Source organism: Streptomyces sp. NPDC033177, from assembly GCF_055577715.1.
On record NZ_JBVIPS010000005.1, the window covers coordinates 601,265 to 627,422 of the forward strand.

Annotated in this window: 24 protein-coding genes; 9 read left to right on the forward strand and 15 right to left on the reverse strand. The window is 70.6% G+C overall.

Going from position 1 to position 26,158, the window contains the following annotated elements; genetic code table 11:
• Positions 1 to 7: 7 nt before the first annotated feature.
• The 3 genes from ACZ5U5_RS20865 to ACZ5U5_RS20875 form a co-directional block, all read right to left on the reverse strand.
• Complete coding sequence (locus ACZ5U5_RS20865; RefSeq protein ID WP_469023617.1) at positions 8 to 589, reverse strand: FMN reductase; 582 nt, start codon at positions 587 to 589, stop codon at positions 8 to 10.
• Complete coding sequence (locus ACZ5U5_RS20870) at positions 586 to 1,674, reverse strand: LLM class flavin-dependent oxidoreductase (RefSeq protein WP_469023787.1); 1,089 nt, start codon at positions 1,672 to 1,674, stop codon at positions 586 to 588. The genes ACZ5U5_RS20865 and ACZ5U5_RS20870 overlap by 4 nt, the downstream gene beginning before the upstream one ends.
• A 174-nt stretch (positions 1,675 to 1,848) precedes the next feature.
• A complete protein-coding gene (locus tag ACZ5U5_RS20875) occupies positions 1,849 to 2,436 on the reverse strand; it encodes a TIGR03086 family metal-binding protein (protein WP_469023619.1) in 588 nt (195 codons plus the stop codon).
• A gap of 87 nt (positions 2,437 to 2,523) precedes the next feature.
• Between ACZ5U5_RS20875 and ACZ5U5_RS20880 the strand changes: the two genes are divergently transcribed.
• On the forward strand, positions 2,524 to 3,369 hold the full coding sequence (locus ACZ5U5_RS20880; RefSeq protein WP_469023622.1) for a DUF6597 domain-containing transcriptional factor: 846 nt from the start codon (positions 2,524 to 2,526) through the stop codon (positions 3,367 to 3,369).
• A 15-nt stretch (positions 3,370 to 3,384) separates the two neighbouring features.
• Here ACZ5U5_RS20880 and ACZ5U5_RS20885 read toward each other — a convergent pair whose 3' ends face one another.
• Entirely contained in the window at positions 3,385 to 3,894 is a 510-nt protein-coding gene (locus tag ACZ5U5_RS20885) for a GNAT family N-acetyltransferase (protein ID WP_469023624.1), read from the reverse strand.
• Between the two features lie 94 nt (positions 3,895 to 3,988).
• Here ACZ5U5_RS20885 and ACZ5U5_RS20890 point away from each other — a divergent pair, with 94 nt between their 5' ends.
• Entirely contained in the window at positions 3,989 to 4,324 is a 336-nt protein-coding gene (locus ACZ5U5_RS20890; protein ID WP_469023626.1) for a YnfA family protein, read from the forward strand.
• A gap of 61 nt (positions 4,325 to 4,385) precedes the next feature.
• Positions 4,386 to 5,156 (forward strand): SDR family NAD(P)-dependent oxidoreductase, encoded by a 771-nt coding sequence (locus tag ACZ5U5_RS20895; protein ID WP_469023629.1) that lies wholly within the window; start codon positions 4,386 to 4,388, stop codon positions 5,154 to 5,156.
• Between the two features lie 15 nt (positions 5,157 to 5,171).
• On the opposite strand, the gene ACZ5U5_RS20900 is transcribed toward ACZ5U5_RS20895, so the two are convergent.
• Positions 5,172 to 6,365: an RtcB family protein gene (locus ACZ5U5_RS20900; RefSeq protein ID WP_469023631.1), complete on the reverse strand. Its 1,194-nt coding sequence runs from the start codon at positions 6,363 to 6,365 to the stop codon at positions 5,172 to 5,174.
• Between the two features lie 181 nt (positions 6,366 to 6,546).
• Here ACZ5U5_RS20900 and ACZ5U5_RS20905 point away from each other — a divergent pair, with 181 nt between their 5' ends.
• The 3 genes from ACZ5U5_RS20905 to ACZ5U5_RS20915 all read left to right on the forward strand — a co-directional run bounded on the left by ACZ5U5_RS20905 (position 6,547) and on the right by ACZ5U5_RS20915 (position 10,050).
• Positions 6,547 to 7,431 carry a DUF3558 domain-containing protein gene (locus ACZ5U5_RS20905; protein ID WP_469023633.1) on the forward strand — a complete coding sequence of 295 codons (885 nt, stop codon included), beginning with the start codon at positions 6,547 to 6,549 and terminating at the stop codon, positions 7,429 to 7,431.
• 116 nt (positions 7,432 to 7,547) lie between these two features.
• Positions 7,548 to 8,438: a DUF3558 domain-containing protein gene (locus ACZ5U5_RS20910; protein WP_469023636.1), complete on the forward strand. Its 891-nt coding sequence runs from the start codon at positions 7,548 to 7,550 to the stop codon at positions 8,436 to 8,438.
• Positions 8,439 to 8,610: 172 nt separating this feature from the next.
• Positions 8,611 to 10,050 (forward strand): DUF2637 domain-containing protein, encoded by a 1,440-nt coding sequence (locus tag ACZ5U5_RS20915; protein WP_469023638.1) that lies wholly within the window; start codon positions 8,611 to 8,613, stop codon positions 10,048 to 10,050.
• Positions 10,051 to 10,071: 21 nt separating this feature from the next.
• On the opposite strand, the gene ACZ5U5_RS20920 is transcribed toward ACZ5U5_RS20915, so the two are convergent.
• Both ACZ5U5_RS20920 and lysS read right to left on the reverse strand, forming a co-directional pair.
• The gene (locus ACZ5U5_RS20920) at positions 10,072 to 10,281 is read right to left on the reverse strand and encodes a hypothetical protein (RefSeq protein WP_469023640.1); all 210 of its coding nucleotides are present in this window, start codon (positions 10,279 to 10,281) and stop codon (positions 10,072 to 10,074) included.
• A 201-nt stretch (positions 10,282 to 10,482) separates the two neighbouring features.
• The gene (gene lysS / locus ACZ5U5_RS20925) at positions 10,483 to 12,261 is read right to left on the reverse strand and encodes a lysine--tRNA ligase (RefSeq protein WP_469023789.1); all 1,779 of its coding nucleotides are present in this window, start codon (positions 12,259 to 12,261) and stop codon (positions 10,483 to 10,485) included.
• A 156-nt stretch (positions 12,262 to 12,417) separates the two neighbouring features.
• On the opposite strand from lysS, the gene argS reads away from it, so the two are divergent.
• Positions 12,418 to 14,187 carry an arginine--tRNA ligase gene (gene argS, locus ACZ5U5_RS20930; RefSeq protein ID WP_469023642.1) on the forward strand — a complete coding sequence of 590 codons (1,770 nt, stop codon included), beginning with the start codon at positions 12,418 to 12,420 and terminating at the stop codon, positions 14,185 to 14,187.
• On the opposite strand, the gene ACZ5U5_RS20935 is transcribed toward argS, so the two are convergent.
• Positions 14,184 to 15,440, reverse strand: a complete 1,257-nt coding sequence (locus ACZ5U5_RS20935; RefSeq protein ID WP_469023645.1) for an aminotransferase-like domain-containing protein — start codon at positions 15,438 to 15,440, stop codon at positions 14,184 to 14,186. The genes argS and ACZ5U5_RS20935 overlap by 4 nt on opposite strands.
• Positions 15,441 to 15,548: 108 nt before the next feature.
• Positions 15,549 to 17,057: a helix-turn-helix domain-containing protein gene (locus ACZ5U5_RS20940; RefSeq protein WP_469023647.1), complete on the reverse strand. Its 1,509-nt coding sequence runs from the start codon at positions 17,055 to 17,057 to the stop codon at positions 15,549 to 15,551.
• Positions 17,058 to 17,262: 205 nt separating this feature from the next.
• On the opposite strand from ACZ5U5_RS20940, the gene ACZ5U5_RS20945 reads away from it, so the two are divergent.
• Together ACZ5U5_RS20945 and ACZ5U5_RS20950 are read left to right on the forward strand one after the other, a co-directional pair.
• Complete coding sequence (locus tag ACZ5U5_RS20945; RefSeq protein ID WP_469023650.1) at positions 17,263 to 17,793, forward strand: DUF4232 domain-containing protein; 531 nt, start codon at positions 17,263 to 17,265, stop codon at positions 17,791 to 17,793.
• A 181-nt stretch (positions 17,794 to 17,974) separates the two neighbouring features.
• Positions 17,975 to 18,853 (forward strand): NAD(P)-dependent oxidoreductase, encoded by an 879-nt coding sequence (locus tag ACZ5U5_RS20950; protein ID WP_469023653.1) that lies wholly within the window; start codon positions 17,975 to 17,977, stop codon positions 18,851 to 18,853.
• A 15-nt stretch (positions 18,854 to 18,868) separates the two neighbouring features.
• Here the strand turns inward: ACZ5U5_RS20950 and ACZ5U5_RS20955 are convergent, their stop codons facing one another.
• From ACZ5U5_RS20955 to ACZ5U5_RS20980, 6 genes are all read right to left on the reverse strand, one after another.
• Positions 18,869 to 19,846, reverse strand: a complete 978-nt coding sequence (locus ACZ5U5_RS20955; protein ID WP_469023656.1) for a zinc-binding dehydrogenase — start codon at positions 19,844 to 19,846, stop codon at positions 18,869 to 18,871.
• 104 nt (positions 19,847 to 19,950) lie between these two features.
• Complete coding sequence (gene hemB, locus ACZ5U5_RS20960; RefSeq protein WP_469023659.1) at positions 19,951 to 20,940, reverse strand: porphobilinogen synthase; 990 nt, start codon at positions 20,938 to 20,940, stop codon at positions 19,951 to 19,953.
• Between the two features lie 82 nt (positions 20,941 to 21,022).
• Positions 21,023 to 22,681, reverse strand: coding sequence for a bifunctional uroporphyrinogen-III C-methyltransferase/uroporphyrinogen-III synthase (locus ACZ5U5_RS20965; RefSeq protein WP_469023662.1), 1,659 nt, complete (start codon positions 22,679 to 22,681; stop codon positions 21,023 to 21,025).
• Positions 22,678 to 23,637 carry a hydroxymethylbilane synthase gene (gene hemC / locus ACZ5U5_RS20970; protein ID WP_469023665.1) on the reverse strand — a complete coding sequence of 320 codons (960 nt, stop codon included), beginning with the start codon at positions 23,635 to 23,637 and terminating at the stop codon, positions 22,678 to 22,680. Before hemC ends, ACZ5U5_RS20965 begins: the two co-directional genes overlap by 4 nt.
• The gene (locus ACZ5U5_RS20975; RefSeq protein WP_469023668.1) at positions 23,634 to 25,373 is read right to left on the reverse strand and encodes a glutamyl-tRNA reductase; all 1,740 of its coding nucleotides are present in this window, start codon (positions 25,371 to 25,373) and stop codon (positions 23,634 to 23,636) included. The genes hemC and ACZ5U5_RS20975 overlap by 4 nt, the downstream gene beginning before the upstream one ends.
• On the reverse strand, positions 25,370 to 26,125 hold the full coding sequence (locus ACZ5U5_RS20980; protein ID WP_469023670.1) for a redox-sensing transcriptional repressor Rex: 756 nt from the start codon (positions 26,123 to 26,125) through the stop codon (positions 25,370 to 25,372). Before ACZ5U5_RS20980 ends, ACZ5U5_RS20975 begins: the two co-directional genes overlap by 4 nt.
• Positions 26,126 to 26,158 lie beyond the last annotated feature (33 nt).

The window sequence follows — 26,158 nt, forward strand, 5'->3', positions numbered from 1 at the left end:
TTGGGATCTACTCCCGCCGCAGTGCTGCCAGTTGCTGCTCGAAGGGGATCAGTTCCTCTTCGCGTACAGGCGCGGGCCGCATGAGGCCGGCCAGTTCGGCCGCGGACCGCTCGATGCGCTCGTCCAGGCCGTCCGCGCCCCAGTCCTCGGACGCCGCGTACACGGCCGTCGGTACGACCACCGCCCGCAGGTAGGCGAACAGCGGGCGCAGCGCGTGCTCCAGGGCCAGCGAATGGCGCGGGGTGCCGCCGGTCGCCGCGATCAGGACCGGCGTACCGGCGAGCGCGTCCTTGTCCAGGACCGTCAGGACGTCGAAGAACGACTTGAACAGACCGCTGTAGGAAGCGGAGAAGATCGGTGTGACGGCGATCAGGCCGTCCGCGCCCTTCACCGCCTCGGCCGCGGCGCCCAGCTCCGGGCCGGGGAAACCGGTGACGTAGTTGTGCGCGATCTCCACCGCCAGGTCGCGGAGTTCGACGACCTGGATCTCCACGTCGGCGTGGCGCCCGGTGGCCGCGGCGAGGCGGTCGGCCAGGAGGCGGGTGGAGGAGGGAACGCTGAGCCCCGCGGAGACGACGACGAGTTTCATGCGGTGATCTCCTTGCCTTGCGAGGCCAGCCGGGTGGCGTGGGTCGGCGCGTCCGGCACGGTCGCCGGGCGGTTCTTGGCGAACTCCGCGCGCAGGACAGGGACGACCCCCTCGCCGAGGATGTCCAGCTGCTCCAGGACGGTCTTGAGGGGCAGGCCCGCGTGGTCCATCAGGAAGAGCTGGCGCTGGTAGTCGCCGACGGTGTCCCGGAAGGACAGCGTCCGCTCGATGACTTCCTGCGGGGATCCGACGGTGAGCGGCGTCTGGGAGGTGAACTCCTCGAGGGACGGCCCGTGCCCGTAGACGGGCGCGTTGTCGAAGTACGGGCGGAACTCTCGTACGGCGTCCTGGGAGTTCTTGCGCATGAAGACCTGACCGCCGAGCCCGACGATCGCCTGCTCCTCGGTGCCGTGGCCGTAGTGCGCGTACCGGCTGCGGTAGAGGTCGACCATCTTCTTGGTGTGTTCCTGCGGCCAGAAGATGTTGTTGTGGAAGAAGCCGTCCCCGTAGTACGCGGCCTGCTCGGCGATCTCCGGGGAGCGGATGGAGCCGTGCCAGACGAAGGGCGCGACGCCGTCGAGCGGGCGGGGCGTCGAGGTGAACGACTGCAGGGGCGTACGGAACTTGCCCTCCCACGTCACGACGTCCTCGCGCCACAGGCGGTGCAGGAGCGCGTAGTTCTCGACGGCGAGGTTGATGCCCTGGCGGATGTCCTTGCCGAACCACGGGTACACCGGGCCGGTGTTGCCGCGGCCCATCATCACGTCGACCCGGCCCTCCGCGAGGTGCTGGAGCATCGCGAAGTCCTCGGCGATCTTCACCGGGTCGTTCGTGGTGATGAGGGTGGTGGAGGTGGAGAGGATCAGGTTCTCGGTGCGGGCGGCGATGTAGCCGAGCATCGTGGTGGGCGAGGAGGGGACGAACGGCGGGTTGTGGTGCTCGCCGGTCGCGAAGACGTCGAGCCCGACCTCCTCGACCTTCAGCGCGATGGCCACCATCGCCTTGATGCGCTCGTGCTCGGTGGGGGTGCGACCCGTCGTGGGATCCGGCGTCACGTCACCGACACTGAAGACCCCGAACTGCATGCCGGACCCGGCCCCGGACTGCGACTGCATGGCTGACTCACTCTCCGCAGGTTGTTGACTGTTCAACTATACCTACGGAACGGTGGGGTGCCGGGGGGTATTCCCGGGGGCTCCCCCCGGGGGGATTCCCCGGGGGCTCCGGCCAGGTGTCGCACAAGACCGGCAGCGAGGGCGCTACCGCGTCCAGTGCGGGTCGCGGCCCGTCTCCGCCAGGAGATGTTCGAGCTCGGGGGCGTCGGCGGGCACGGGGAGTGGCTCTCCGAACATGCCCATCTTCCGGGCCGTCGGCCCCAGGCCCACCACCGCTTCCCGCAGCGTGGCGACGACGCCGCTGCTCTCCGGGGCGGCCTCGTACGTCTGCCCCGTCGCGCGGGCCAGATCCCAGGCATGCACCGTCAGGTCGAGCAGCGCCATGCAGCCGACGGTCCTCGCGGGCATGTCCATCGCACCCGTGGTGCCCTCGTCGGCGCCGGGCGCGGCCCACGCGGCGACCAGCTTCTCCGCCTCGTCGGCGAAACGCTCGCGCCAGTCCGGGCTCTCGGCGACGACATCGGGGGCCGCGGTGCCGAAGTCGGAGTTCTGCTTGGCGGCGAGCGCCTGGAACTGGACGATCACCTGGAAGAGGTGATTGACCAGGGCCTTCACGTCGTACTCGGCGCAGGGAGTGGTCGCGGCAAGACCCTCGTCCGGGATCGCGCGGACCACGGGGACGGCTCGGTCGGTGGCCGCCTTCAACAGGTCGGCAACGCTGTTCTCACTCATGCCGTGACCGTAGGCCGGTGGCCACTCCCCTGGCTTGAAGAAACGCGACACGGGCGACAGACCAGGACCCCGGCATACGATCCAGCCATGGCCGACGCCGACGCCACCCCCTCCGACGCCACGCCCTCCGCCCCGCGCAGCGACACCAAGGGCATCGTCGACGCCGCCGGGCTCCTCGCCCGCGCACGGTTCCGCCGGCACCTGGCCACGCCAGAGCTGCGCCCCTACGTCGAGCAGTACTGGCTGATCGACTGGGACCTCGCCCAGCCCTACGCCTCCCACGTCGTGCCGCACCCGTCCGTGAACTTGGTCTTCCAGAGGCTCCCCGGGCAGGAGCCCTTCGCCGAGGTGGCGGGCATCGGGCTCGACCTCTTCACACAGAAGCTGGAGGGGCAGGGCCGGGTCTGCGGCGTGAAGTTCCGCCCCGGCGGCTTCCGGCCGTTCGCCCCGTCGGCCCCGGTGTCCGCGTGGACGGGACGGCGAATGCTGCCGCTGGCGGAGGTCTTCGGGGAGACCCCCGAGAACGCGCTCGACGCGGTCCTGACCCCGGACGACGAGCACGCGCGCGTGGCGGCACTCGACGCCTTCCTGCTGGCCCTCGGCCCCACCCCCGACCCACAGGCGGACCTCGCCATGGCCCTGGCGGAACGCATCCGCACGGACCGCGGAATCCGCCGGGTCAGCGAGTTCGCCCGGTCGCAGGGCATGTCCGTACGGACCCTGCAGCGACTGTTCTCCTCGTACGTGGGAGTCGGCCCGAAGTGGATGATCCTGCGCCACCGCATCCACGAGGCACTGGAGCACGCGGAAACGGGCGCGGAGGTGGACTGGCCGGACGTGGCCGACTCGCTCGGTTACGCCGACCAGGCCCACCTGATCAGGGACTTCACGGCCACGGTGGGCGTACCACCGACGGCGTACGCGCCGCAGTGATGCGGGCCCCGCGGTTCAGATGCCCCCCAGGTCGACGCTCCAGTCGTTGCACCGCATCCAACGCCCCTTCGGATACTCGAAGTCGTGCTCACCCCCACGCGTGAACCCGGCCTTCCGGCACACCCCGTTGGAAGCCGCGTGGTCCGCGGCGGGAAAGGCGTGCAGCCGCCGGTGCCGTCCGGCGGCCCGCGCCTCCTCGACGACCAGCCGCGCCGCCGACGCCGCGACGCCCCGCCCCTGGAACCCGGGCAGCACACCCCACCCCGTCTCCCAGACGGACTCGCCCTGCCAGGACGTCTCCCAGTACCCGATCGAACCGACGGTCTCACCGTCCAGAACTATCCGGAACATCTGCCCCCGCTCATCCAGCGCGAGGTAACGCCGATGCCGGGACTCCAACTGCTCATGCGTCTCAGGACCACCCAAGTGCGCGGTCATCGCAGCGGAGTTACAGGCGACCAACAACCCGAAGTCACCCTCCGCCCAAGGAACAAGAACCAGACCGGCCACCAACGATCTCTCCATACGGACCAAGCTACGGCGAGGGTCTGACAACGACCTCCAAGAACGCACGCACGCCCCTCCACGCCCCCTGCCTCCCCCATGCCACGATTCCCCCATGCTCGTCGCCCGCTCCGCCGCCCTCTTCGTCCTCGCCGCACTCTTCGAGATCGGCGGCGCCTGGCTCGTCTGGCAAGGAGTGCGCGAACACAAAGGGTGGGCGTGGATCGGCGCGGGCGTCATCGCACTCGGCGTGTACGGCTTCGTGGCCACGCTCCAGCCCGACGCCGAGTTCGGCCGCATCCTCGCCGCGTACGGCGGCGTCTTCGTCGCCGGATCGATCGCCTGGGGCAGGGTCGCCGACGGCTACCGCCCCGACCGCTGGGACGTGACCGGGGCGCTGATCTGCCTCGCCGGGATGGCGGTCATCATGTACGCGCCACGGGGCCGCTAGGCAGGCGTCGACCTATCCTGGCGGAACAGGCCAGGAACACACGTACGCCCAAGGAGTCACCATGACCGCCGCGCCCGCCGCCACCCGCATCGCGATCGTCACCGGCGCGAGCAGCGGCATCGGCGCCGCCACCGCGCGCGGACTCGCGGCCGCCGGCTACCGCGTCGTCCTCACCGCCCGCCGCAAGGACCGCATCGAGGCCGTCGCCGCGGAGATCACGGCCGCGGGGCACGACGCCATGGCGTACACGCTCGACATCACCGACCGCGCGGCCGTGGACGAGTTCGCCACCGCCTTCCGCAAGGTCGCGGTCCTGGTCAACAACGCGGGCGGCGCGCTCGGCGCCGACACCATCGCCACCGGCGACCCGGACGACTGGCGCCAGATGTACGAGACGAACGTCATCGGCACCCTGAACGTCACCCAGGCCCTGCTCCCCGCACTCACCGCGAGCGGCGACGGCACGGTGGTCGTCCTCTCCTCCACCGCCGGCCACGGCACGTACGAGGGCGGCGGCGGCTACGTGGCCGCGAAGCACGCCGAGCACGTACTCGCCGAGACCCTCCGCCTGGAGATCGTCGGCACCCCGGTCCGCGTCATCGAGGTCGCCCCCGGCATGGTCAAGACGGAGGAGTTCGCGACGACCCGCTTCAGCGGCGACACGGAGAAGGCGGCGAAGGTCTACGCGGGCGTGGCCGCCCCCCTCACAGCCGACGACGTGGCGGACACGATCACCTGGGCGGTAACCCGCCCGCCCCACGTAAACATCGACCTCTTGGTGGTCCGCCCCCGCGCCCAGGCCTCCAACACAAAGATCCACCGCGAGCTGTAGGACAGAGGCAGCAGCTCAGCCCTTCACGCAGATGACCTGCTTGAGCTTGGCCACAACCTGCACCAGGTCGCGCTGCTGGTCGATGACCTGCTCGATCGGCTTGTAGGCGCCCGGGATCTCGTCCACGACACCCGAGTCCTTGCGGCACTCGACGCCCTGCGTCTGCTCCTCCAGGTCCCGCGTGGAGAAGCGCTTCTTCGCGGCGTTACGGCTCATCCGCCGACCCGCGCCGTGCGAGGCCGAGTTGAAGGACTTCTCGTTGCCGAGGCCCTTCACGATGTACGAGCCCGTGCCCATCGAGCCGGGGATGATCCCGAAGTCGCCGCTGCCGGCCCGGATCGCTCCCTTCCGGGTGACCAGCAGGTCCATGCCGTCGTAACGCTCCTCGCTGACGTAGTTGTGGTGGCATGAGATCACCGGCTCGAAGGTCACCTTCGCCTTCTTGAACTCCTTGCGGACCACGTCCTGGAAGAGCCCCATCATGATCGAGCGGTTGTACTTCGCGTACTCCTGCGCCCAGAAGAGGTCGTTCCGGTATGCGGCCATCTGCGGGGTGTCCGCGATGAAGACCGCGAGGTCGCGGTCGACGAGGCCCTGGTTGTGCGGCAGCTTCTGGGCCACCCCTATGTGATGGTCGGCCAGTTCCTTGCCGATGTTCCGGGAGCCGGAGTGCAGCATCAGCCAGACCGAACCGGACTCATCCAGACAGAATTCGATGAAGTGGTTGCCGCTTCCGAGCGTTCCCATCTGCTTTGTGGCCCGCTCCTGACGGAATTTGACCGCTTCGGCGATCCCGTCGAACCGCCCCCAGAAGCCGTCCCACCCCGACGTCCCGAACCCATGCAGCTGTCCCGGATCCACCGGATCCGCATGCATCCCGCGCCCCACCGGAATCGCCTGCTCGATCTTCGAGCGCAGGCGTGACAGGTCGCCCGGGAGGTCGTTCGCCGTCAGGGATGTCTTGACCGCCGACATTCCGCAGCCGATGTCGACGCCGACCGCCGCGGGGCATACCGCGCCCTGCATGGCGATCACGGAGCCGACCGTCGCACCCTTGCCGTAGTGGACGTCCGGCATGACGGCCAGGCCCTTGATCCACGGCAGGGTCGCCACGTTCCGGAGCTGCTGGAGTGCGACGTCCTCCACCGAGGCGGGGTCCGTCCACATGCGGATCGGTACCTTCGCGCCGGGAACCTCTACGTACGACATATCGTCCTCATTACCCCGTAGTTACATCAAAGTGTTGAAAGTCTTGAAGAGCAAATACCGGAGCCAAGGTCAACGAAAGGGATCACGGACCGGCGTCCACGGCATTGCGTGCGATACACATTGTGTCCACCGGTCGCCCATCAGCGGCAACCCAATATCCCCGGCGAGAAGGAGCCCATCGGTGCAGCGGAAGGCCTACCTACCAGGCGTCGCAGCTCTTCTCACGGCGCTGCTCGCCGGCTGCACGGGCGGCGGCGCACTCGGCGGAGAGCCGGACGACTCGAAGCCCGGCGAGACGGGCGGGACGACCGCGGCCGCCGAACCCGGCAAGTACCGAACGCTCCCCGAGCCCTGCGGCCAGGTCGACCGCGGCACGCTCGACTCGATGCTGCCCGGCATCGAGGAGATCCCGGGCGAGGAGCAGCGGGAGAAGGCGTACGAGGGTGCGCCCACCGTCACGTACGACACCGACCGGCGTGTGGGCTGCCGCTGGAAGGTGGAGTCGTCGGACTCCACGCACCATCTGTTCGTCGACTTCGAGCGCGTCGTCTCGTACGACAACGCCGTGAGCGACGACACCCGCGCCACGGAGGTCTACGCGACCAAGGCGCAGAAGGCCGACCTCGCCGAGCCCTCCGGCACCCCGTCCGCCGACGCGGACACGGAGCCGCCCGCCGATGGTGACGGTGACGGTGACAAGGGGGGTGAGCCTTCCGACGGTACCGGCTCCGGGTCGGACAAGGGCGAGTCCGGCAAGGGCGAGACCGACAAGGGCCAGTCCGGCGCCTCCGGCGACTCCCCGGAAGAGGCCGGGACGCCTCCCGGTCTCGAGCCCCGCATCCTGGACGAGCTGGGCGACGAGGCCTTCCTCGACGACGCGCTCACGACGTCCGGCTCAGCGGCCCGGCACCGCACGGTGACTGTGGTGTTCCGCACGTCGAACGTCGTCGTGACCGTCGAGTACGACGAGCAGCCGGGGCGGCGCACGGAGATCCCCGACAGCAAGGAAATGCAGGACAAGGCGCAGGAACTGGCCGGAACGCTGGCCGAGGGTTTCGACGATTAGAGACGGCTCGGACGGGTCACCCGCTGTCCGGAAGCGGAGTCGTCCGCGGCGGGCACGGCGTACCGTGGCCCATCGAACCGACGACAGCCGTCTTGAGTGACTTGAGTGAAGGAACCATGCACCGACCAGCACAGCGACTCACCCGCATACTCACCTGCGCAGCCGCCGTACCGGTGATCTTCATTGCCTCCGGCTGCTCCTCCGACTCCGGCTCGGGCTCGGACGGGGTGAAGAAGGACTCGGGTTCCAAGGCTTCCGCCTCGGCCTCGGGCAAGGACAAGGCCGCGACCGTGGAGAAGGCGGCGTTCGACAAGCTGCCCGAGCCCTGCGACGTCCTGTCGAAGAAGACGCTCGGCGACCTCGTCCCGGAGGCGAAGGACAAGTCGGGCAAGGCGGGCACGTCCGACGACACTTCGGCGCGCGGCACCTGCTCCTGGGACAGCCTGGACAACAACGGCGTCGACGGTTCGCAGTTCCGCTGGCTGCGCGTCTCGCTGATGCGCTTCGACTCGGACGCGTCGCTCGGCAGCGGCGCCAAGCGCGCGCAGAGCAGCTTCGCGAAGCAGGTCGCTGACGCGCAGGCGACGGAGGGCGCGAAGAGCGTCAAGACGGAGCCGGTGCCCGGGATGGGCGACCAGACGACGGTCGTGCACTACGACCTGAAGAAGGACAAGGAAAACTTCAAGCAGCAGACGGTCGTGACGCGCGTGGAGAACGCGGTCGTCACGATCGACTACAACGGCGCGGGCCTGGCGGGCGACAAGGCGCCGAGCTCGAAGGATCTGTCCAAGGACGCCGAGAAGGCCGCGAAGGAGGCCGCCGAGGCGGTCGTCGCCGCGAACAAGGCGGGCGGGGCGGACAGCGACTCCAAGGACTCGGGCTCGAAGGACTCGGGCTCCGAGGACTCCGGGTCGAAGGACTCCGGCTCGAAGGACTCGGGCTCGAAGGACGACTCCAAGTCCAGCGACAAGTCGAAGCCCAAGTCCAGCAGCAAGCCCAAGAGCTGACGCAGGGCGAGAAAAGTACGACACGCGCCTCGCGGGCAACTCGCGGCGCGGTCAAGGCAGTTGTGGAGCCCGGCCCCCTGGTGGCCGGGCTCCTGCCGTACCGGCACACCGGCTTCCGCATGCGTGTGCCAGGCTGTCGCTCGCAACAAACCGAACAGGGAGGGGTTCGCGGGTGGCCGCGATGCAGCTGACACGCACGCACCGAATACTCATCGGCGTGGTCGTAGCCGGTGCGGTCGTCATCGCCGCGATCGGTTTCGCGGGGTCGTACACGGCCGTGCGTGATCTGGCCGAGAAGAAGGGCTTCGGCAGCTTCTCGGTGGTCTTCCCGATCGGCATCGACGCGGGCATCTGCGTCCTGCTGGCGCTCGACCTCCTCCTCACGTGGATCCGTATCCCCTTCCCGCTCCTTCGCCAGACGGCCTGGCTCCTGACGGCGGCGACGATCGCCTTCAACGGCGCGGCCGCCTGGCCGGATCCGCTGGGCGTGGGCATGCACGCGGTCATCCCCGTCCTGTTCGTGGTCGCCGTCGAGGCGGCGCGGCACGCGGTGGGCCGGATCGCGGACATCACGGCCGACAAGCACATGGAGGGCGTACGCCTCACGCGCTGGCTTCTCTCGCCCGTGCCGACGTTCAAGCTGTGGCGCCGGATGAAGCTGTGGGAGATCCGCTCCTACGAGCAGGTCATCCAGCTGGAGCAGGACCGCCTCATCTACCAGGCCCGCCTCCAGGCCCGCTACGGCCGCTCCTGGCGCCGCAAGGCCCCGGTGGAGTCCCTGATGCCGCTGCGGCTGGCGCGGTTCGGCGTACCGCTGGCCGAGACCGCCCCCGCCGGGCTCGCGGCGGCGGGCATCGAGCCCGCGCTGCTTCCGCCCGCGCCGGTGCCGGTGGCGGCGGAGTCGCAGCAGCCGGAGCTGGTGGCGCCGCCCGCGCCGCAGCTGGAGTCGGAGCGGAAGCCGCGGGCCCAGCAGGAGCAGGCCGGGCAGGAGCAGCCGCCGGAGACGGAGACGGAGCCGGCGGGAGCGCATGTGAGCCCGTGGTTCGCGGCTCAGCAGCCGTCGTACGTTCCTGAGGAGCCGCACGACCAGTGGTACGCGGACCAGCAGGCGTACGCGGAGCAGCAGGCGTACGTCGAGCAGCAGGAGTATCTGGAGCAGCAGGCGTACTTCGACGAGCAGGGCGGGGCCGCTGTCGCTCCCGCCGAGCCGGAGTTCCAGGTGCCCGCGGGGCCCGGCCGCACCCGTCCGCTCGGCGGTCAGCATCTGATTCCCGGGCCGCGCGAGGAGCAGGCCGCCGAAGGCGAGGCGCGCGAGGCCCGCGACGCGCGCGAGGCCGGCGAGGTGGGGCCGGAGGAGCTGGGGCCGCTGCCCGAGGCGTCCGGTCTGCCGGACGACGTGTCGCGCGACGACGCGTACTTCGCGGCGTTCCGCAAGTACGTGAGCGAGCTCGGGGACTATCCCAACGCCCGGCAGTTCGGCCTGTACTTGATGGACCTGTACGGCGTCACCGGGCAGGCGGGCGGGCCTCCGGCGGAGAGCACGCTGCGTCCGTACCTGCGTGATTTCCGGAGCCGGTACCAGGAGGAGCTGGACTCCGAGTACAGCGCGTAGCGGGGGTGCGGCTCCGTTGCTTCACACCCTGCTGCGGGTGCGCTTCTTGGCGGTCTCGCCCCAGATGGCCAGGGCGGCGCCGGCGATGGCCAGGGCGAGGTAGGCGGGGGTGGGCACGTCCCACCACTTGTGGAGGAGCCCCCACGGTTCGTCCCCGAAGAGGCGGCCGGCGGCGCCGAGCGCGCCCTGAATCCCGACGATCCATCCGACGATGGCGATGATTTCCTTCATACGTCCACGGTGTCTGGCCCCGGGGCCTTGGGCGTCCTGCCCGGGAGTGATCTTCCGGTAGTCCAAAGGGTGCAGCCCCTCTTACCGCGGCCGGCCCCACCGCTCCGCGGCGAATTCCCCGCCCCCGCGGCACGCGAAGGGGGCGGCGCCCAGAAACAACTGGGCCCCGCCCCCAACCCCGTACCGCCAAAGCGGCCAGCGTTACGCGCCGAGCAGCTTTCGCACCCTCTCCGCGCCCACGGCGAGCAACAGCGTGGGCAGGCGCGGCCCCGTCTCCCGGGTCACCAGGAGGCGGTAGAGCAGGGCGAAGAACGAGCGCTGCGCGACCTTGATCTCGGGCGGAAGCTCCTTGGCCGTCGCGTCCGCGGAGAACCCGGCCTGCACCTTCGGCACCCCGTACACGAGGTGCGTGAGACCGTCGAGGGACCAGTGCGAGTCCAGGCCCTCCAGGAGCAGCCGCAGCGACTCACGGCCCTCGTCGTCCAAGGACGACAGCAGCTCCGCGTCCGGCTCCGAACGCACGATCGTGCGCGCGTCCGCCGGGACCTGGGTGGTGATCCAGTTCTCGGCACGGTCCAGGCGAGGCCGCGCCTCGTCCAGGGACGAGATCGGGTCCGTCGGGTCCAGGTCCCGCAGGATCCGCAGCGTCTGGTCCTCGGCGCCTGCCGTGACGTCCGCGACGGACGCGAGCGTCCGGTACGGCAGCGGACGCGGAGTCCGCGGCAGCTCACCGGCAGCCGTCCGCACCGCACGCGAGTGCGCGGCGGCGTCGGCGGGCAGCACGGAGCCGTCCGCGACCTTCGCGTCCAGCTTGTCCCACTCGTCGTAGAGCCGCTGGATCTCCTGGTCGAAGGCGATCTTGAAGGACTGGTTCGGCTTCCGCCGCGCGTACAGCCAGCGGAGGAGCGGCGCCTCCATGATCTTCAGCGCGTCGGCCGGAGTCGGCACGCCACCCTTCGACGAGGACATCTTCGCCATGCCGGAGATGCCGACGAACGCGTACATCGGGCCGATCGGCTGCACGCCGTCGAAGATCTCCCGCACGATCTGCCCGCCGACGACGAAGGACGACCCGGGAGACGAGTGGTCCACGCCGCTCGGCTCGAAGATGACGCCCTCGTACGCCCAGCGCATGGGCCAGTCGACCTTCCAGACCAGCTTGCCGCGGTTGAACTCGCTGAGCAGCACCGTCTCGCTGTGGCCGCAGTCCGCGCAGACGTACGCGAGCTCGGTGCTCTCGTCGTCGTACGACGTGACCGTGGTCAGGTCCTTCTCGCACGCGCCGCAGTACGGCTTGTACGGGAAGTACCCGCTGGAGCCGCCGCTGCCGTCGTCCTCGCTCGCGGCGCCGGACCCCTCGGCGGCCTCCAGCTCGGCCTCGTCGACGGGCTTCTGCGACTGCTTCTGGCCGCCCTTCCCGGGGGCCTTCTTGGTGCGGTACTGGTCGAGGATCGCGTCGATGTCACCGCGGTGCTTCATCGCGTGCAGGATCTGCTCGCGGTAGACGCCCGAGGTGTACTGCTCGGTCTGGCTGATCCCGTCGTACTCCACGCCCAGCTCGTCGAGCGCCTCGGTCATGGCCGCCTTGAAGTGCTCGGCCCAGTTCGCGTACGCGGAACCGGCCGGAGCGGGCACGGAGGTGAGGGGCTTGCCGATGTGCTGGGCCCAGGACTCGTCGATGCCGGGGACGCCGGCCGGGACCTTGCGGTACCGGTCGTAGTCGTCCCAGGAGATGAGGTGGCGGACCTCGTGCCCGCGCCGTCGGATCTCGTCCGCGACGAGGTGCGGGGTCATGACCTCGCGGAGGTTGCCCAGGTGGATCGGTCCGGAGGGGGAGAGCCCGGAGGCGATGACGATCCCCGGCGCGGCAGCGCCAGAATGTTTCGCGCCCGGGGCACGACGCTCCGACTCGGCGATGACCTCGTCCGCGTAGCGGGAGACCCAGTCGGTGGTATCGGTGCTCTGAGCCACGATCGGCACGCCTTTCTGCTTCATCTCTTCTTCTACGTGAGTACCGCTTGTCGGAGTCATTCTCCCAGGTCGACCCGCAACAGCGAAAACCGCTTTTCACCCCGTGGGATACTCGAATTTCTAGACCCCCAGCAACCAGGCACCCGAGCAGAACGGCACCCATTCATGGCCTCGGTCACGTCCCTCACCGCCTCCGTCCACCAGCGCCTCGCGGACGCCCTCTCGGCTGCCCTGCCGGAGGCCGGCGCCGCCGACCCGCTGCTGCGACGAAGCGACCGGGCCGACTACCAGGCCAACGGGATCCTGGCCCTCGCCAAGAAGGCCAAGGCGAACCCGCGGGAGCTCGCGACGAAGGTCGTGGACGCGATCGACGCCCCTGACCTGCTGAAGGACGTCGAGGTCTCGGGCCCCGGCTTCCTGAACGTGACGGTGACCGACAAGGCGATCACCGAGAACCTCGCCGCGCGCGCCGCCGACGGCGAGCGGCTCGGCGTGCCGTACGCCGAGCAGGCGGGCACGACGGTCGTCGACTGGGCCCAGCCGAACGTGGCCAAGGAGATGCACGTCGGCCACCTGCGGAACTCGGTCATCGGCAACTCCGTCGTCAAGATCCTGGAATTCACCGGCGAGAAGGTCGTCAGCCGCCACCACATCGGCGACTGGGGCACCCAGTTCGGCATGCTCGTGCAGTACCTGATCGAGCACCCGGACGCGCTTGGCCACCAGGCCGCCGACGGCACCGAGCAGGCGGGCGAGGAGGCCATGTCCGGCCTGAACCGCGTCTACAAGGAGTCGAAGGTGCTCTTCGACTCCGACGAGGACTTCAAGACGCGCGCCCGGCGCCGGGTCGTGGACCTCCAGGCGGGTGACCCGGAGACCCTCGCGATCTGGCAGCGGTTCGTGGACGAGTCGAAGGTCTACTTCTACTCGGTCTTCAACAAGCTGGACGTGGAGATCGAGGACGCGGACATCGTCGGTGAGTCGGGTTACAACGACATGCTGGCGGAGACCTGCCGCATGCTTGAGGAGTCCGGCGTCGCGGTCCGGTCGAACGGCGCGCTGTGTGTGTTCTTCGACGACGTGAAGGGCCCGGACGGCAACCCCTCCCCGCTGATCGTCCAGAAGTCCGACGGCGGCTTCGGGTATGCGGCGACCGACCTCTCGGCGATTCGCGACCGCGTCTTCAACGTGAAGGCCGACACCCTCCTCTACGTGGTGGACGCGCGGCAGTCCCTGCACTTCAAGATGGTCTTCGAGACGGCTCGCAGGGCGGGCTGGCTGACGGATGACGTCAAGGCGGTGCAGCTCGGCTTCGGCACGGTGCTCGGCAAGGACGGCAAGCCGTTCAAGACCCGTGAGGGCGAGACCGTACGCCTCATCGACCTGCTCGACGAGGCGATCGACCGGGCGTCGGCCATCGTCCGCGAGAAGGCCCAGGACCTCTCCGAGGAGGAGATCGCCGAGCGCGGCGCCCAGGTGGGCATCGGCGCGGTGAAGTACGCGGACCTGTCGACGTCGGCGGTGCGCGACTACAAGTTCGACCTGGACCAGATGGTGTCGCTGAACGGCGACACGTCCGTGTACCTCCAGTACGCGTACGCCCGTATCCAGTCGATCCTGCGCAAGGCTGGCGACGTGCGCCCGCAGGCCCACCTGGAGCTCGAACTGACCGCACCCGAGCGGGCGTTGGGGCTGCACGTCGACCAGTTCGCGGAGACGGTCGCCGAGGTCGCCGGGGAGTACGCGCCGCACAAGCTGGCCGCGTACCTCTACCAACTGGCGTCGTTCTACACGACGTTCTACGACAAGTGCCCGGTCCTGAAGGCGGAGACCCCGGCGCAGGTCGAGAACCGTCTGTTCCTGTGCGACATCACGGCCCGCACCCTGCACCAGGGCATGGCGCTCCTCGGCATCAGGACGCCTGAGCGCCTCTAGACGCCTGAGCGCCTCTGACCCCTGAGTGCGGCTCCGAGCCTGCGCAGTCCCTCGGCGATCTCGTCGGGGGACTGCGTCACGAAGCACATCCGCAGGGTGGCCCGGTCGGGTTCGCCCGCGAAGAACGGCGCCCCCGGCACGTACGCCACGTCGTGCTTGACGACCTCGGGAAGCAGCGCGCCGGTGTCGTACCCATCGGGCAGCTTGGCCCAGACGAACATGCCGCCCTCCGGCCGGAGCCAGCTCGACCCCTCGGGCAGCGCGTCCCCGATCCCCGCGAGCATCGCGTCCCGGTGCACCCGGTACTCCCCTGCGACGTGTGCCACGTGCGCGTCGAGGTCGTTGTCCGCCAAGTACCGTGCGGCGGCGAGCTGGTTGACGGTAGGCGTGTGCAGGTCGGCGGCCTGCTTGGCGATGGCGCAGGCCCGCAGCAGCGCGGCGGGGCCCCGCAGCCAGCCGAGGCGCAGCCCCGGCGCCATGACCTTGGAGAAGCTGCCGAGCAGGATGGTGCGGTCCTCGGCGCCCGGGTACGAGGCGATCCACGGCACGCGCTCGCCCTCGAAGCGCAGCTCTCCGTACGGGTCGTCCTCGACGATCCACAGTCCGCGCCGCGCGGCGACGGCGGCGATCGCGGCCCGGCGAGCGGCGGGCATGGTGCGGCCGGTCGGGTTCTGGAAGGTGGGGACGGTGTAGAGCAGCTTGGGCCGGTGCAGGGCGACGAGTTCGTCGAGGGCCTCCGGGTCGATCCCGGTCTCGTCGCAGGGCACGGGCACGACGTGCGCGCCCGCGAGGCCGAAGGCCTGAAGTGCGGCCAGGTAACAGGGGCTTTCGACGAGGATGACCTCGCCGGGCTCGATGAGGGCCGTGGCCAGCAGCGAGAGCGCCTGTTGCGAGCCGGTGGTGATGACGATGTCGTCGGCGTCGGTCGCGAGGCCGCGCACGGAGAAGCGTGCGGCGATGGCGGACCGCAGGGCGGGCTCGCCCTCGGTCGTGGCGTACTGGAGCGCGCGCTCGGGCTGCTCGGTGAGCACGGCGTGGAACGCGGCGGCGATGCCGGCCTTGTCGAAGAGGGCGGGAGCCGGGAGCCCGCCCGCGAAGTTGATGACCTCGGGCCGTGCCGTCACGGCCAGGATGTCCCGTACCGGGGAGCCCCCGACGGAGGCGACACGGGCCGCGAACTCCGGCACGGGGGCCGGGGCTTGGGCGGTGTCTGCGTCCTGGCCGGTGGGGACGTGGGCGTCGGTGACGGTCATCTGCGGCTCCTTTGTTTTCCGGCAGCGTAGGGAACTGCGTGGCGTTTACAAGCACCATTCCGGGATACGGACGGGATGGGGACGCCCACGCTGATCGGGCCGACGCGTCTAGGCGGGCGGGTCCGGGACGTTGTCGTCGTCGCGATTCGTCTTCGTCCACTTCTTGCTGTTGAGCGAGAACCCGTAGACGGGGCGGCCCTTGTCGCCGCTGGTGGCGAACGGCTTGCCCGTGTCGTCGATGCGCACCGTGCCGCTTCGGGAGCCGCTCGACCATTCGAGCTCCAAGTACCAGCGTACGTAACGGGTGTTGGCGGTGGCGTTGATGAAGAACGCCTCGGGGTCGCTTGCGCTCACCTTGTAGGGGAAGCCGCTCTCCCCTGCCTGCGGGGTCGGGCGCGGCACCGAGGCGTCCAGGTTGACGGCGAAGGAGTGCTTGGGGACGTTGCCTCCGCAGCCGACGCCGAGGTAGCCCATCTTGTAGTTGGTCCAGGCGAGCGGTGCGCTGGTCCCCGCGACGCGGACGTTCAGGGACTCCAGGACGACGGTTTCCTTGCCCTTGCCCTGCACGGTCAGCTTCACGGTCTGGTCCCGTGCGGAGACCGCGCCGTTCGCGGCGACCCATCCTGCGGCGTCCTGCTCGTTGGGGGGCGGGGAGAGGGTGGCGGGGTCCTTGTCGACCAGGTAAGGGTGGCCGCAGGGGTCCTCCCAGTGCTGGGGCTGGGTGGAGACAGTCACCGGAACACCGCCCTCGGCGGCGCCGGTGCCGCCACCGCCCTTGGCGCCGTCTCCGGTGCCGGGCGCCCCGGCTCCGCTCCCGTCGCCCTTGCCTTTCCCGTCCTTGGGCCTCTCGGAGCCCTTGGACTCCTTGCCAGGATTGCCCTTCCCGGACTCTTTCCCTGAGGGCGACGCTGATCCGGTGCCGTCAGGGCCCGGCTCCTGCTCGCCGTGCGGGGCCGGTGTGTCGACGGCGGCACGGTCACGGTCACCGCCGCCGGACGCGGCCTGTACGGCGACGGCGGTGGCGCCGAGGGCGAGAACGACACCCGCGGCGACCAGGACCCGCGCCCGGGGCAGCCGCCTTCCCTCGCTCCTGGCACCGGTGGGGACGGGACCGATGACGATGCCGGGGCCGGAGGGCTCGTAGCCTGCTTCGGAGGGGGCGGCGGGGTCGGCGCGACCGGCGGAGTCCGAGACGGCCTTCGCCGGGGCCGAGGGGTCCGGGACGGCCGGGTCCGGGACGGCCTTCGCCGGGTCCGGGACGGCCGGGTCCGCCGCCACCGGCTGGTCGGGCGCCACCGGCTGGTCGGGCGCCACCGGCTGGTCGGGCGCCGCGACCGGGGAGGACGCCCCAGCGAGAGGCTCCTTGCGGTCACGGTCACCCCTCGACGCGTCGGCCAGGATCCACCGCCGGTGAAGCTCGACCATCTCCTCCCGCGAGGCCTTGCAGACCCGGGCGAACCGCTCCAACGGAGCGAACTCCGTCGGCACGGCCGACCCGCTCACATACCGGTGCAGCGTCGACGTCGACACATGCAACCGCTTGGCCAGCGACCCGTAACTGAGCCCCGACCGCTCCTTCAACTCCCGCAGCAACTCCGCGAGATCGCCCGCCCCCACGCTCTCTCCATCCCATCCAGCCGTTCCAGGGAACGGAGTTTCCGCAGATCAAAGCCGTACGAATGTCCCGGCGTCCCCCAACTGCCGTTCCACGCTGTCCAACGGGACAGAACCCCGCACAAGCTCTGGGCCATACAAGCACGCCGCGACCGGGAGTCCCTCGGCGCGGCTCGCGTCTCCCGCATCACACCGAAAGAGATCAGCCATGCGATTCAGCACCAAGGCCACCGCCGTTTCCGCGGCCCTCACCGCCGCCCTCTCGCTCACCGCGCTCGGCGGCGCCGCATCGGCCGCCACCCCCGCCGCCAAGTCGGCGCCGGTCACCTGCACCGCGGCCACCACGAAGGTCACCGTGCAGGAGGTCGACCGTCCCATCAACCACCTGCTCCTGAAGGCCAAGAACACGGGCACGAAGACGTGTTACGCGTACGGTGCCCCGTTCCTGCGCTTCGACGAGGGCCAGGCCGCCACTCCGTGGCTCGACGCGAGCAAGCCCCAGGCGGTCGTCACCCTCGAGCCGGGCCAGTCGGCGTACGCGGCCATCGGCACCTCATCTCCCGAGGGCTCGGAGGGCTCCCAGGCCCACAAGCTGGACGTCCACTTCTCCAACCGCGCGATGAACGGCAGCGTGGGCGGCCCGGCGGCGGCGAAGCTTCCGGAGGGTGGCGTCTACGTGGACAGCTCGGCGTTCGTCACGTACTGGCAGACGTCGGCTTCGGACGCTCTGATCTGGTGACGGCGCACCCCCGCTAGGCCTGGCGCTGGGTGGGTGGCTGAGCGGCCCCCGACAGCCACCCGCTCACTGACCAGAAGGTAAGTACCGCACTAAATAGTCCGTACTTGTTCTCACCACAGGGCCCCGCAAGGATCAAAGGCGTACCCGGAAACCCCCCGAAAACGCCCCCGAAGGAGCCCTCATGCCCAGCACCAGCAGTCCCGTGACCGTCCTCGGCCTCGGCCTCATGGGCACCGCACTCGCCTCCGCCCTGATCAAGGCGGGCCACCCGACCACCGTCTGGAACCGCACCGCCGCCAAGACGGGCCCCCTCGCGGCACAGGGCGCCACCCCGGCCGCCACGGCGAAGGAGGCCATCGAAGCCGCGCCCCTCGTCATCGTCTGCCTCACGACCAACGACAACGTACGCACCCTGCTCGCGCCGGAGGCAGCAGCGCTCGCCGGCCGCACCCTCGTGAACCTCACGAACGGAACGCCCTCCCAGGCGCGGGAGTTGGCAGCATGGGCCGAGGCGCACGGCATCACGTACATCGACGGCGGCATCATGGCCGTCCCCCAGATGATCGCGACGCCGGGCGCGTACATCCTCTACAGCGGCACCGACGAGGCGGCCTTCGAGACGCACCGCGAGACCCTGACCGTGCTGGCCGAGACCAAGTGGGTCGGCAAGGACCCGGGACTCGCCGCCCTCTACGACCTCTCCCTGCTCACCGGCATGTACGGCATGGTGGCGGGCGTCGCGCAGGCCTTCGCGCTGATCGGCAGCGAGGGCATCCCGGCCCGGGAGTTCGCGCCGCTGCTCGGGGACTTCGTCCTGGCGATGACGCACGGGGTCGTGACGGAGACGGCCGATGCGGTCGACTCCGACCAGCACCTCACCGACGTGTCCGACCTCGCCATGAACCGCGAGGTGTTCCCCAACTTCCTCCAGGCGTACGCCGAGCAGGGCCTGCGGACCGACCTCTTCGAGCCCTTCCAGGGCCTCCTGGACCGCGCGGTCCAGGAGGGCCACGGCGCCGACGGCCTCTCCCGCCTGGTGACCCTGCTCAAGCAGAACTGAGGTCCGCCTGCGGAACTACGGAACCAGCACGACCTTCCCGGTCGTCTCCCGCCGCTCCATGGCCGCGTGGGCCCGAGCCGCTTCCGCGAGCGGGAACGCTCGCACCGCGGGCACCAACTCGCCCTTGGCGGCGGCCTCCAGAGCCCGCCGCTCGTGCTCGGGGCCGTCCTCGGGACGCTCGATCAGCCTGAGCAGCGCGTTGACGACGGAGATCCCCCGCTCCTCCACGACACCCGCGTCCGGCTCGAACCCTTCCTGCGAGGACCAGCCGATGACCACGTACCGCCCGCCCCTGCCGATGAGCCCGAACGCGGCGGCGGACTTCTCTCCGCCCACCCCGTCGAGTACGACGCTCACCTCACGCCCGTCCAGGCGCTCGCGCACGAGGTCCGCCCAGCCGGGCTGGTTGTAGTCGACGGCGAGGTCGGCGCCGAGGTCCCAGACGGCCTCCACCTTGTCGGCCCCGCCCGCGGCGCCGATCACGACCGCGCCCACGGACAGCGCGTACTGCACCACGAGCCGCCCGACGCCACCGGCGGCGGACGTCACCAACACCACGTCGTCGGCGGTGAGTTGCGCGACGTCCAGCAACCCCATGGCCGTCGACCCCGTCATCACCATGGTGACGGCGGCCTCGAACCCGAGCCCGTCCGGCACCTCGTGCAACTGCGCGAGGTCGGTCACCGCCAGTTCGGCGTATCCGCCGGGTTCACTGCGCGGGGTCACGACGGACCGCCCCAGCCACGTGGGGTCCACGCCGGGGCCCACCGCGTCGACGACTCCGGCGGCCTCCCCGCCGAGAACGGCGGGGAGTTCGGGCAGCGGCGGCGCCATGTCGCTGGCGTCACCACGGCGCATGACGGTCTCGACGAAGTGAACTCCCGCCGCGCGTACGGCGATCCGCACCTGACCCGGCCCCGCGACGGGGTCGGGCAAGGTCTCGTACGTCAGGTTCTCGGCGGGACCGAACTCATGCAGGACCACGGCGCGCATACGTCCTCCTCAGAACGTCGACGGCCCGTCGTTCGGAACGCCGATGCACACCACTCTGCAACCTCAATCAAACTTGAGGTCAAGCCCAACCATGCGAGCAGCCCTCAGAGCTGCCGCGCCACCTCGGTGGCCCAGTACGTGAGGATCATGTTCGCGCCCGCCCGCTTGATCCCCGTCAGGGACTCCATGATCGCCCGGTCCCGGTCGATCCAGCCGCGCTCGGCGGCGGCCTCGATCATCGAGTACTCACCGGAGATCTGGTACGCGGCGACCGGCACCTCCACGGCGTCGGCGACCTTCGCCAGGACGTCGAGGTAGGGCCCCGCGGGCTTCACCATCACCATGTCGGCGCCCTCTTCGAGATCGAGCGCCAGCTCGCGCAGGGACTCGCGGGTGTTGGCCGGGTCCTGCTGGTAGGTCTTGCGGTCGCCCCTGAGCGACGAACCGACGGCCTCGCGGAAGGGGCCGTAGAACGCCGACGAGTACTTGACGGTGTAGGCCAGGATGGAGACGTCCTCGTGGCCGACCTGGTCCAACGCGTCCCGGATGACGCCGACCTGACCGTCCATCATGCCGCTCGGCCCCACCACGTGAGCGCCCGCGTCGGCCTGGACCTGCGCCATCTCCGCGTACCGCTCAAGGGTGGCGTCGTTGTCGACGCGGCCCTCGGCGTCGAGGACACCGCAGTGACCGTGGTCGGTGAACTCGTCGAGGCACAGGTCGGACATGATGATGAGGTCGTCGCCGACCTCGGCGCGCACGTCGCGCAGGGCGACCTGGAGGATCCCGTCCGGGTCGGTGCCGACGGTCCCGGCGCCGTCCTTCTTCTCGTCCTCGGGCACCCCGAAGAGCATGATCCCGGAGACCCCGGCCTCCACCGCGTCGACGGCGGCCTTCTTCAGGCTGTCTCGGGTGTGCTGCACGACGCCGGGCATCGCACCGATCTCCACGGGAGCGCTGATCCCCTCGCGCACGAACGCGGGGAGGATCAGGTCGGCCGGATGCAGCCGTGTCTCCGCGACCATGCGCCGCATGGCGGGCGTGGTGCGAAGGCGCCGGGGCCGGGCTCCGGGGAACGATCCGTACTTGGTCACTGTCTCTCTCACCTCACGAAAAGATTCCGGCCCCGGCTGAAGGATCTCAGCCGGGGCCAGGGATATGTACGGCCCTGAAGGGTCAGGGTGCCGCACGCCGCCTGCGGGAACCGGGGCGCCGCTCGCTCGGCCGGGTCACCGGGTCCCCCGCCTCCAGGGCGGAGAGCCTGCGCCGCGTGCCGAACTCGGCGAGCGCCTCGGCCAGCTTGTGCACGGACGGCTCCGGGGCCATCACGTCGACCCGGAGCCCGTGCTCCTCCGCGGTCTTGGCGGTGGCGGGGCCGATGCACGCGATGACGGTCACGTTGTGCGGCTTGCCGGCGATGCCGACGAGGTTGCGCACGGTCGAGGAGGACGTGAAGAGCACGGCGTCGAAGCCGCCGCCCTTGATCGCCTCACGCGTGTCCGCCGGGGGCGGCGACGCGCGCACCGTCCGGTAGGCGGTGACGTCGTCGACCTCCCACCCGAGATCGATGAGCCCGGCGACCAGCGTCTCCGTGGCGATGTCGGCGCGCGGCAGGAAGACGCGGTCGATCGGGTCGAAGACCGGGTCGTACGGCGGCCAGTCCTCCAGGAGTCCGGCAGCCGACTGCTCGCCGCTGGGCACCAGGTCGGGCTTCACGCCGAAGGCGACGAGCGCGGCAGCGGTCTGCTCGCCGACCGCGGCGACCTTGATCCCGGCGAAGGCGCGCGCGTCGAGCCCGTACTCCTCGAACTTCTCGCGCACCGCCTTGACCGCGTTGACCGAGGTGAAGGCGATCCACTCGTAGCGCCCCGTGACCAGGCCCTTGACCGCGCGCTCCATCTGCTGGGGCGTACGGGGCGGCTCCACGGCGATGGTGGGCACCTCGTGCGGCACCGCGCCGTAGGAGCTGAGCTGGTCGGAGAGCGAGGCCGCCTGCTCCTTGGTCCGCGGGACGAGCACGCGCCACCCGAAGAGCGGCTTCGACTCGAACCACGACAGCTGGTCGCGCTGGGCGGCGGCGGACCGCTCGCCGACGACGGCTATGACGGGCTGGCCTCCGTCGGGCGAGGGCAGCACCTTCGCCTGCTTGAGGACCTGGGCGATGGTGCCCAGGGTCGCCTGCCAGGTGCGCTGGCGCGTCGTCGTGCCGGCGACGGTCACCGTCATCGGGGTGTCCGGCTTGCGCCCGGAGGACACCAGCTCACCGGCGGCCGATGCCACGGAGTCCAGGGAGGTCGACACGACGAGGGTCCCGTCGGATGCGCCCACCTCGCTCCAGCAGCGGTCGGACGCGGTGCGCGCGTCGACGAAACGTACGTCCGTGCCCTGTGCGTCGCGCAGCGGAACACCCGCGTAGGCGGGTACACCGACCGCCGCGGCGATGCCGGGCACGACCTCGAAGGCGATGCCCTCGGCGGCGCAGGCCAGCATCTCCTCGGCCGCGTAGGTGTCGAGGCCGACGTCGCCGCTGACGGCACGCACGACCCGCTTGCCGCCCCTGGCCGCCTCCATGACAAGATTGGTGGCGGCTCGCAGAGTCGACGCTTCGGCGATCGCTGACGCGTCGTCAACTGCCCCTGGCTGAGGTGTGTCCACACCTCCCCTGGCATGCGCGCGAACGACGTCGAGCACATCCGGCTCGGCGATCAGTACGTCCGCTCGGGCCAGCGCCTCTACGGCGCGTAGCGTAAGTAGTCCCGGATCTCCGGGTCCGGCACCCAGGAAGGTGACGTGCCCGTGTGCGGGAAGGCCGGGAAGGTTCGAGGTGGGGCTCAAAGTGCTCGCTCCCCCATCAGACCGGCCGCGCCCTTGGCAAGCATCTCGGCAGCGAGTTCGCGGCCGAGCGCCATGGCTTGGTCATGCGTCTCGGGCACGGGACCGGTGGTGGACAGCTGCACCAGCGTCGAGCCGTCGGTTGCCCCGACGACGCCGCGCAGGCGCATCTCCTTGACAATCTGCCCGTCGGCCAGAAGGTCGGCCAACGCACCCACAGGTGCGCTGCAGCCGGCCTCCAGGGCGGCGAGCAGGGATCGCTCGGCGGTCACGGCGGCCCGGGTGTACGGGTCGTCGAGCTCGGCGAGCGCGGCGGTCAGTGACGCGTCGGACGCGGCACATTCGATCGCCAGTGCCCCCTGGCCGGGGGCGGGCAGAACTAGGTCGACCGGCAGGAAGTCGGTCACTTCGTCGATCCGGCCGACGCGGTTGAGGCCCGCGGCGGCGAGTACGACGGCGTCGAGCTCACCCTTGTGCACGAATCCGATGCGGGTGTCGATGTTCCCGCGGATCGGCACGGTCTCTATGGCGAGTCCGTGGTTGCGGGCGTAGGCGTTGAGCTGCGCCATGCGGCGCGGCGAGCCGGTGCCGATGCGCGCGCCGCTCGGCAGCTCGGGGAAGGTCATCCCGTCGCGGGCGATGAGTACGTCGCGGGGGTCCTCGCGCAGCGGGACCGCGGCCAGGGCCAGGTCGTGCGGCTGCGTCGTCGGCAGGTCCTTCAGCGAGTGGACGGCGAAGTCGACCTCGCCGCCGAGCAGCGCGTCACGCAGGGCGGTCACGAAGACGCCGGTGCCGCCGATCTGTGCCAGGTGCTCACGGGACGTGTCGCCGTACGTCGTGATCTCCACGAGCTCCACGGGTCGGCCCGTCAACTGGCTCACTGTGTCGGCCACTTGCCCGGACTGGGCCATGGCCAGCTTGCTGCGCCGTGTCCCGAGCCTCAGTGCCCTCTCGGTCATGCCCGGCCTCGATTCGGATCTGTTTGCGTTGCGTTCTGGTCGTTGGGGTCATTGCGCCGGTCGGCCCTGCTGACGGCGGCGACCGTCTGCGGGTCGAGGTCGAAGAGGGTGCGCAGCGCGTCCGCGTACCCGGCGCCGCCGGGCTCGCTCGCCAACTGCTTGACGCGCACGGTCGGCGCGTGGAGCAGCTTGTCGACGACGCGGCGGACGGTCTGGGTGATCTCCGCGCGCTCCCTCTCGGGAAGTCCGGGGAGCCGTCCGTCGAGCCGCGCGATCTCGTTCGCGACGACATCGGCGGCCATGGTGCGCAGGGCGACCACGGTCGGCGTGATGTGCGCGGCCCGCTGTGCGGCGCCGAAGGCGGCGACCTCGTCGGAGACGATCGCGCGGACCCGCTCCACGTCCTCGGCCATGGGGGCGTCGGCGGAGGCCTCGGCGAGCGACTCGATGTCGACGAGGCGTACGCCGTCGATGCGGTGCACGGCGCCGTCGATGTCGCGGGGCATGGCGAGGTCGAGCAGGGCGAGCAGGACGTTGCCGGTCTCGACGAGCGAGGGGCGGCGCCGGTGCTCGGGCACGCGACCACCGGCGGCGACCGCGGCGGCGAGCGCGGCGATGGTGTCGGCCTCGCTCTGCGGGTCGTCGCGGCGCTCGGCGGGCGCGTTGTCCACCCAGGCGGCGTGCTGTTCGAGGGTGGCGGCGTCCATCCCGGCGACGGCGTCCTCGCCCATGACGGAGAACCCGACGCCGCGGGGCACGGCCGCCCCGTCGCCGGAGAGGCCGAGCGGGCACGCCTCGTCGGTGTCGGCGGCGGTGTCGTGCGGCGCCGAAGGCGCGGGTACGAGGGGTGCGCCCACCGTGACGGGCGCGCCCGTACGGTCCGCGACCCCCGCCGCGACGGCCTCGGCCGTGAGGACGAGACCCGTGGCCCCGGTGCAGGAGACCGCGACATCTGCACGTGTCAGTTCGGCCGCCACCTGATCCATCGGCACGGCGCGCGCGACGGTGCCCGTACCGCCCTCGGCGAGGCTGCGTCCATATTGCTCTCCGAGCAGGGCTGCCAGGCGGTGCGCCCGGTCCAGGGTGCGGTTGGCGACGACGACCTCGTGGACCCCGGCGCGCGCGAGCGTCGCCGCGGCGAGCGAGGACATGGAGCCGGCGCCGATCACCAGGGCGCGCTTGCCCTTGGCCCAGGTCTCGACCGGCTCGCGCCCGGCGAGCTGTTCGAGGCCGAAGGTCACGAGCGACTGCCCGGCCCGGTCGATGCCGGTCTCCGAGTGCGCGCGCTTGCCGACCCGCAGGGCCTGCTGGAAGAGGTCGTTGAGGAGGCGCCCGGCGGTGTGCAGCTCCTGGGACCGCGCGAGGGCGTCCTTGATCTGGCCGAGGATCTGGCCTTCGCCGACGACCATCGAGTCCAGGCCGCAGGCCACCGAGAACAGGTGGTGGACGGCTCGGTCCTCGTAGTGGACGTACAGATAAGGGGTGAGCTCTTCGAGGCCCACGCCGCTGTGCTGCGCGAGCAGGGTCGACAGCTCGGCGACGCCCGCGTGGAACTTGTCCACGTCGGCGTACAGCTCGATGCGGTTGCAGGTGGCGAGCACGGCCGCTTCGGCGGCGGGCTCGGCGGCGAGCGTGTCCTGCAGGAGCTTGGCCTGCGCGTCCACGTTGAGCGCGGCCCGCTCCAGGACGCTGACCGGAGCGCTGCGGTGGCTCAGCCCCACGACGAGGAGACTCATGCCGGCATCACGGCGGGGACGTCCCCGTCGGGTCCTTTGCGCTGCTGCTTGGCGGCGGCGGGCGCCACGGCATCGTCGGCCGCCGCTTCCTCGCCGGCCTTGCGCTGCTCGTGGAAGGCGAGGATCTGCAGCTCGATGGAGAGGTCCACCTTGCGTACGTCCACACCGTCGGGCACGGACAGAACGGTGGGCGCGAAGTTCAGGATCGAGGTCACACCGGCGGCGACGAGCCGCTCGCAGACCTGCTGGGCGGCGCCCGCCGGGGTGGAGATGACGCCGATGGAGACGCCGTTGTCGCTGATGATCTTTTCGAGGTCGTCCGTGTGCTGGACCGGCATGCCCGCGACGGGCGTGCCCGCCATGGCCGGGTCGGCGTCGATCAGCGCGGCGACCCGGAAGCCACGCGAGGCGAACCCGCCGTAATTGGCAAGGGCCGCACCGAGGTTACCGATGCCGACGATCACGACGGGCCAGTCCTGGGTCAGGCCGAGCTCGCGTGAGATCTGGTAGACGAGGTACTCGACGTCGTAGCCGACGCCGCGCGTCCCGTAGGAGCCGAGGTAGGAGAAGTCCTTGCGCAGCTTCGCGGAGTTGACCCCCGCGGCGGCCGCGAGCTCCTCGGAGGAGACCGTGGGCACCGAGCGCTCCGACAGAGCGGTGAGGGCTCGGAGGTACAGCGGAAGCCTGGCGACGGTGGCCTCGGGAATCCCTCGGCTGCGGGTCGCCGGTCGGTGAGTTCGGCCAGTTGCCACGGTGCTCCTGCGGGTAGAGCGGGGCTGCAGGCG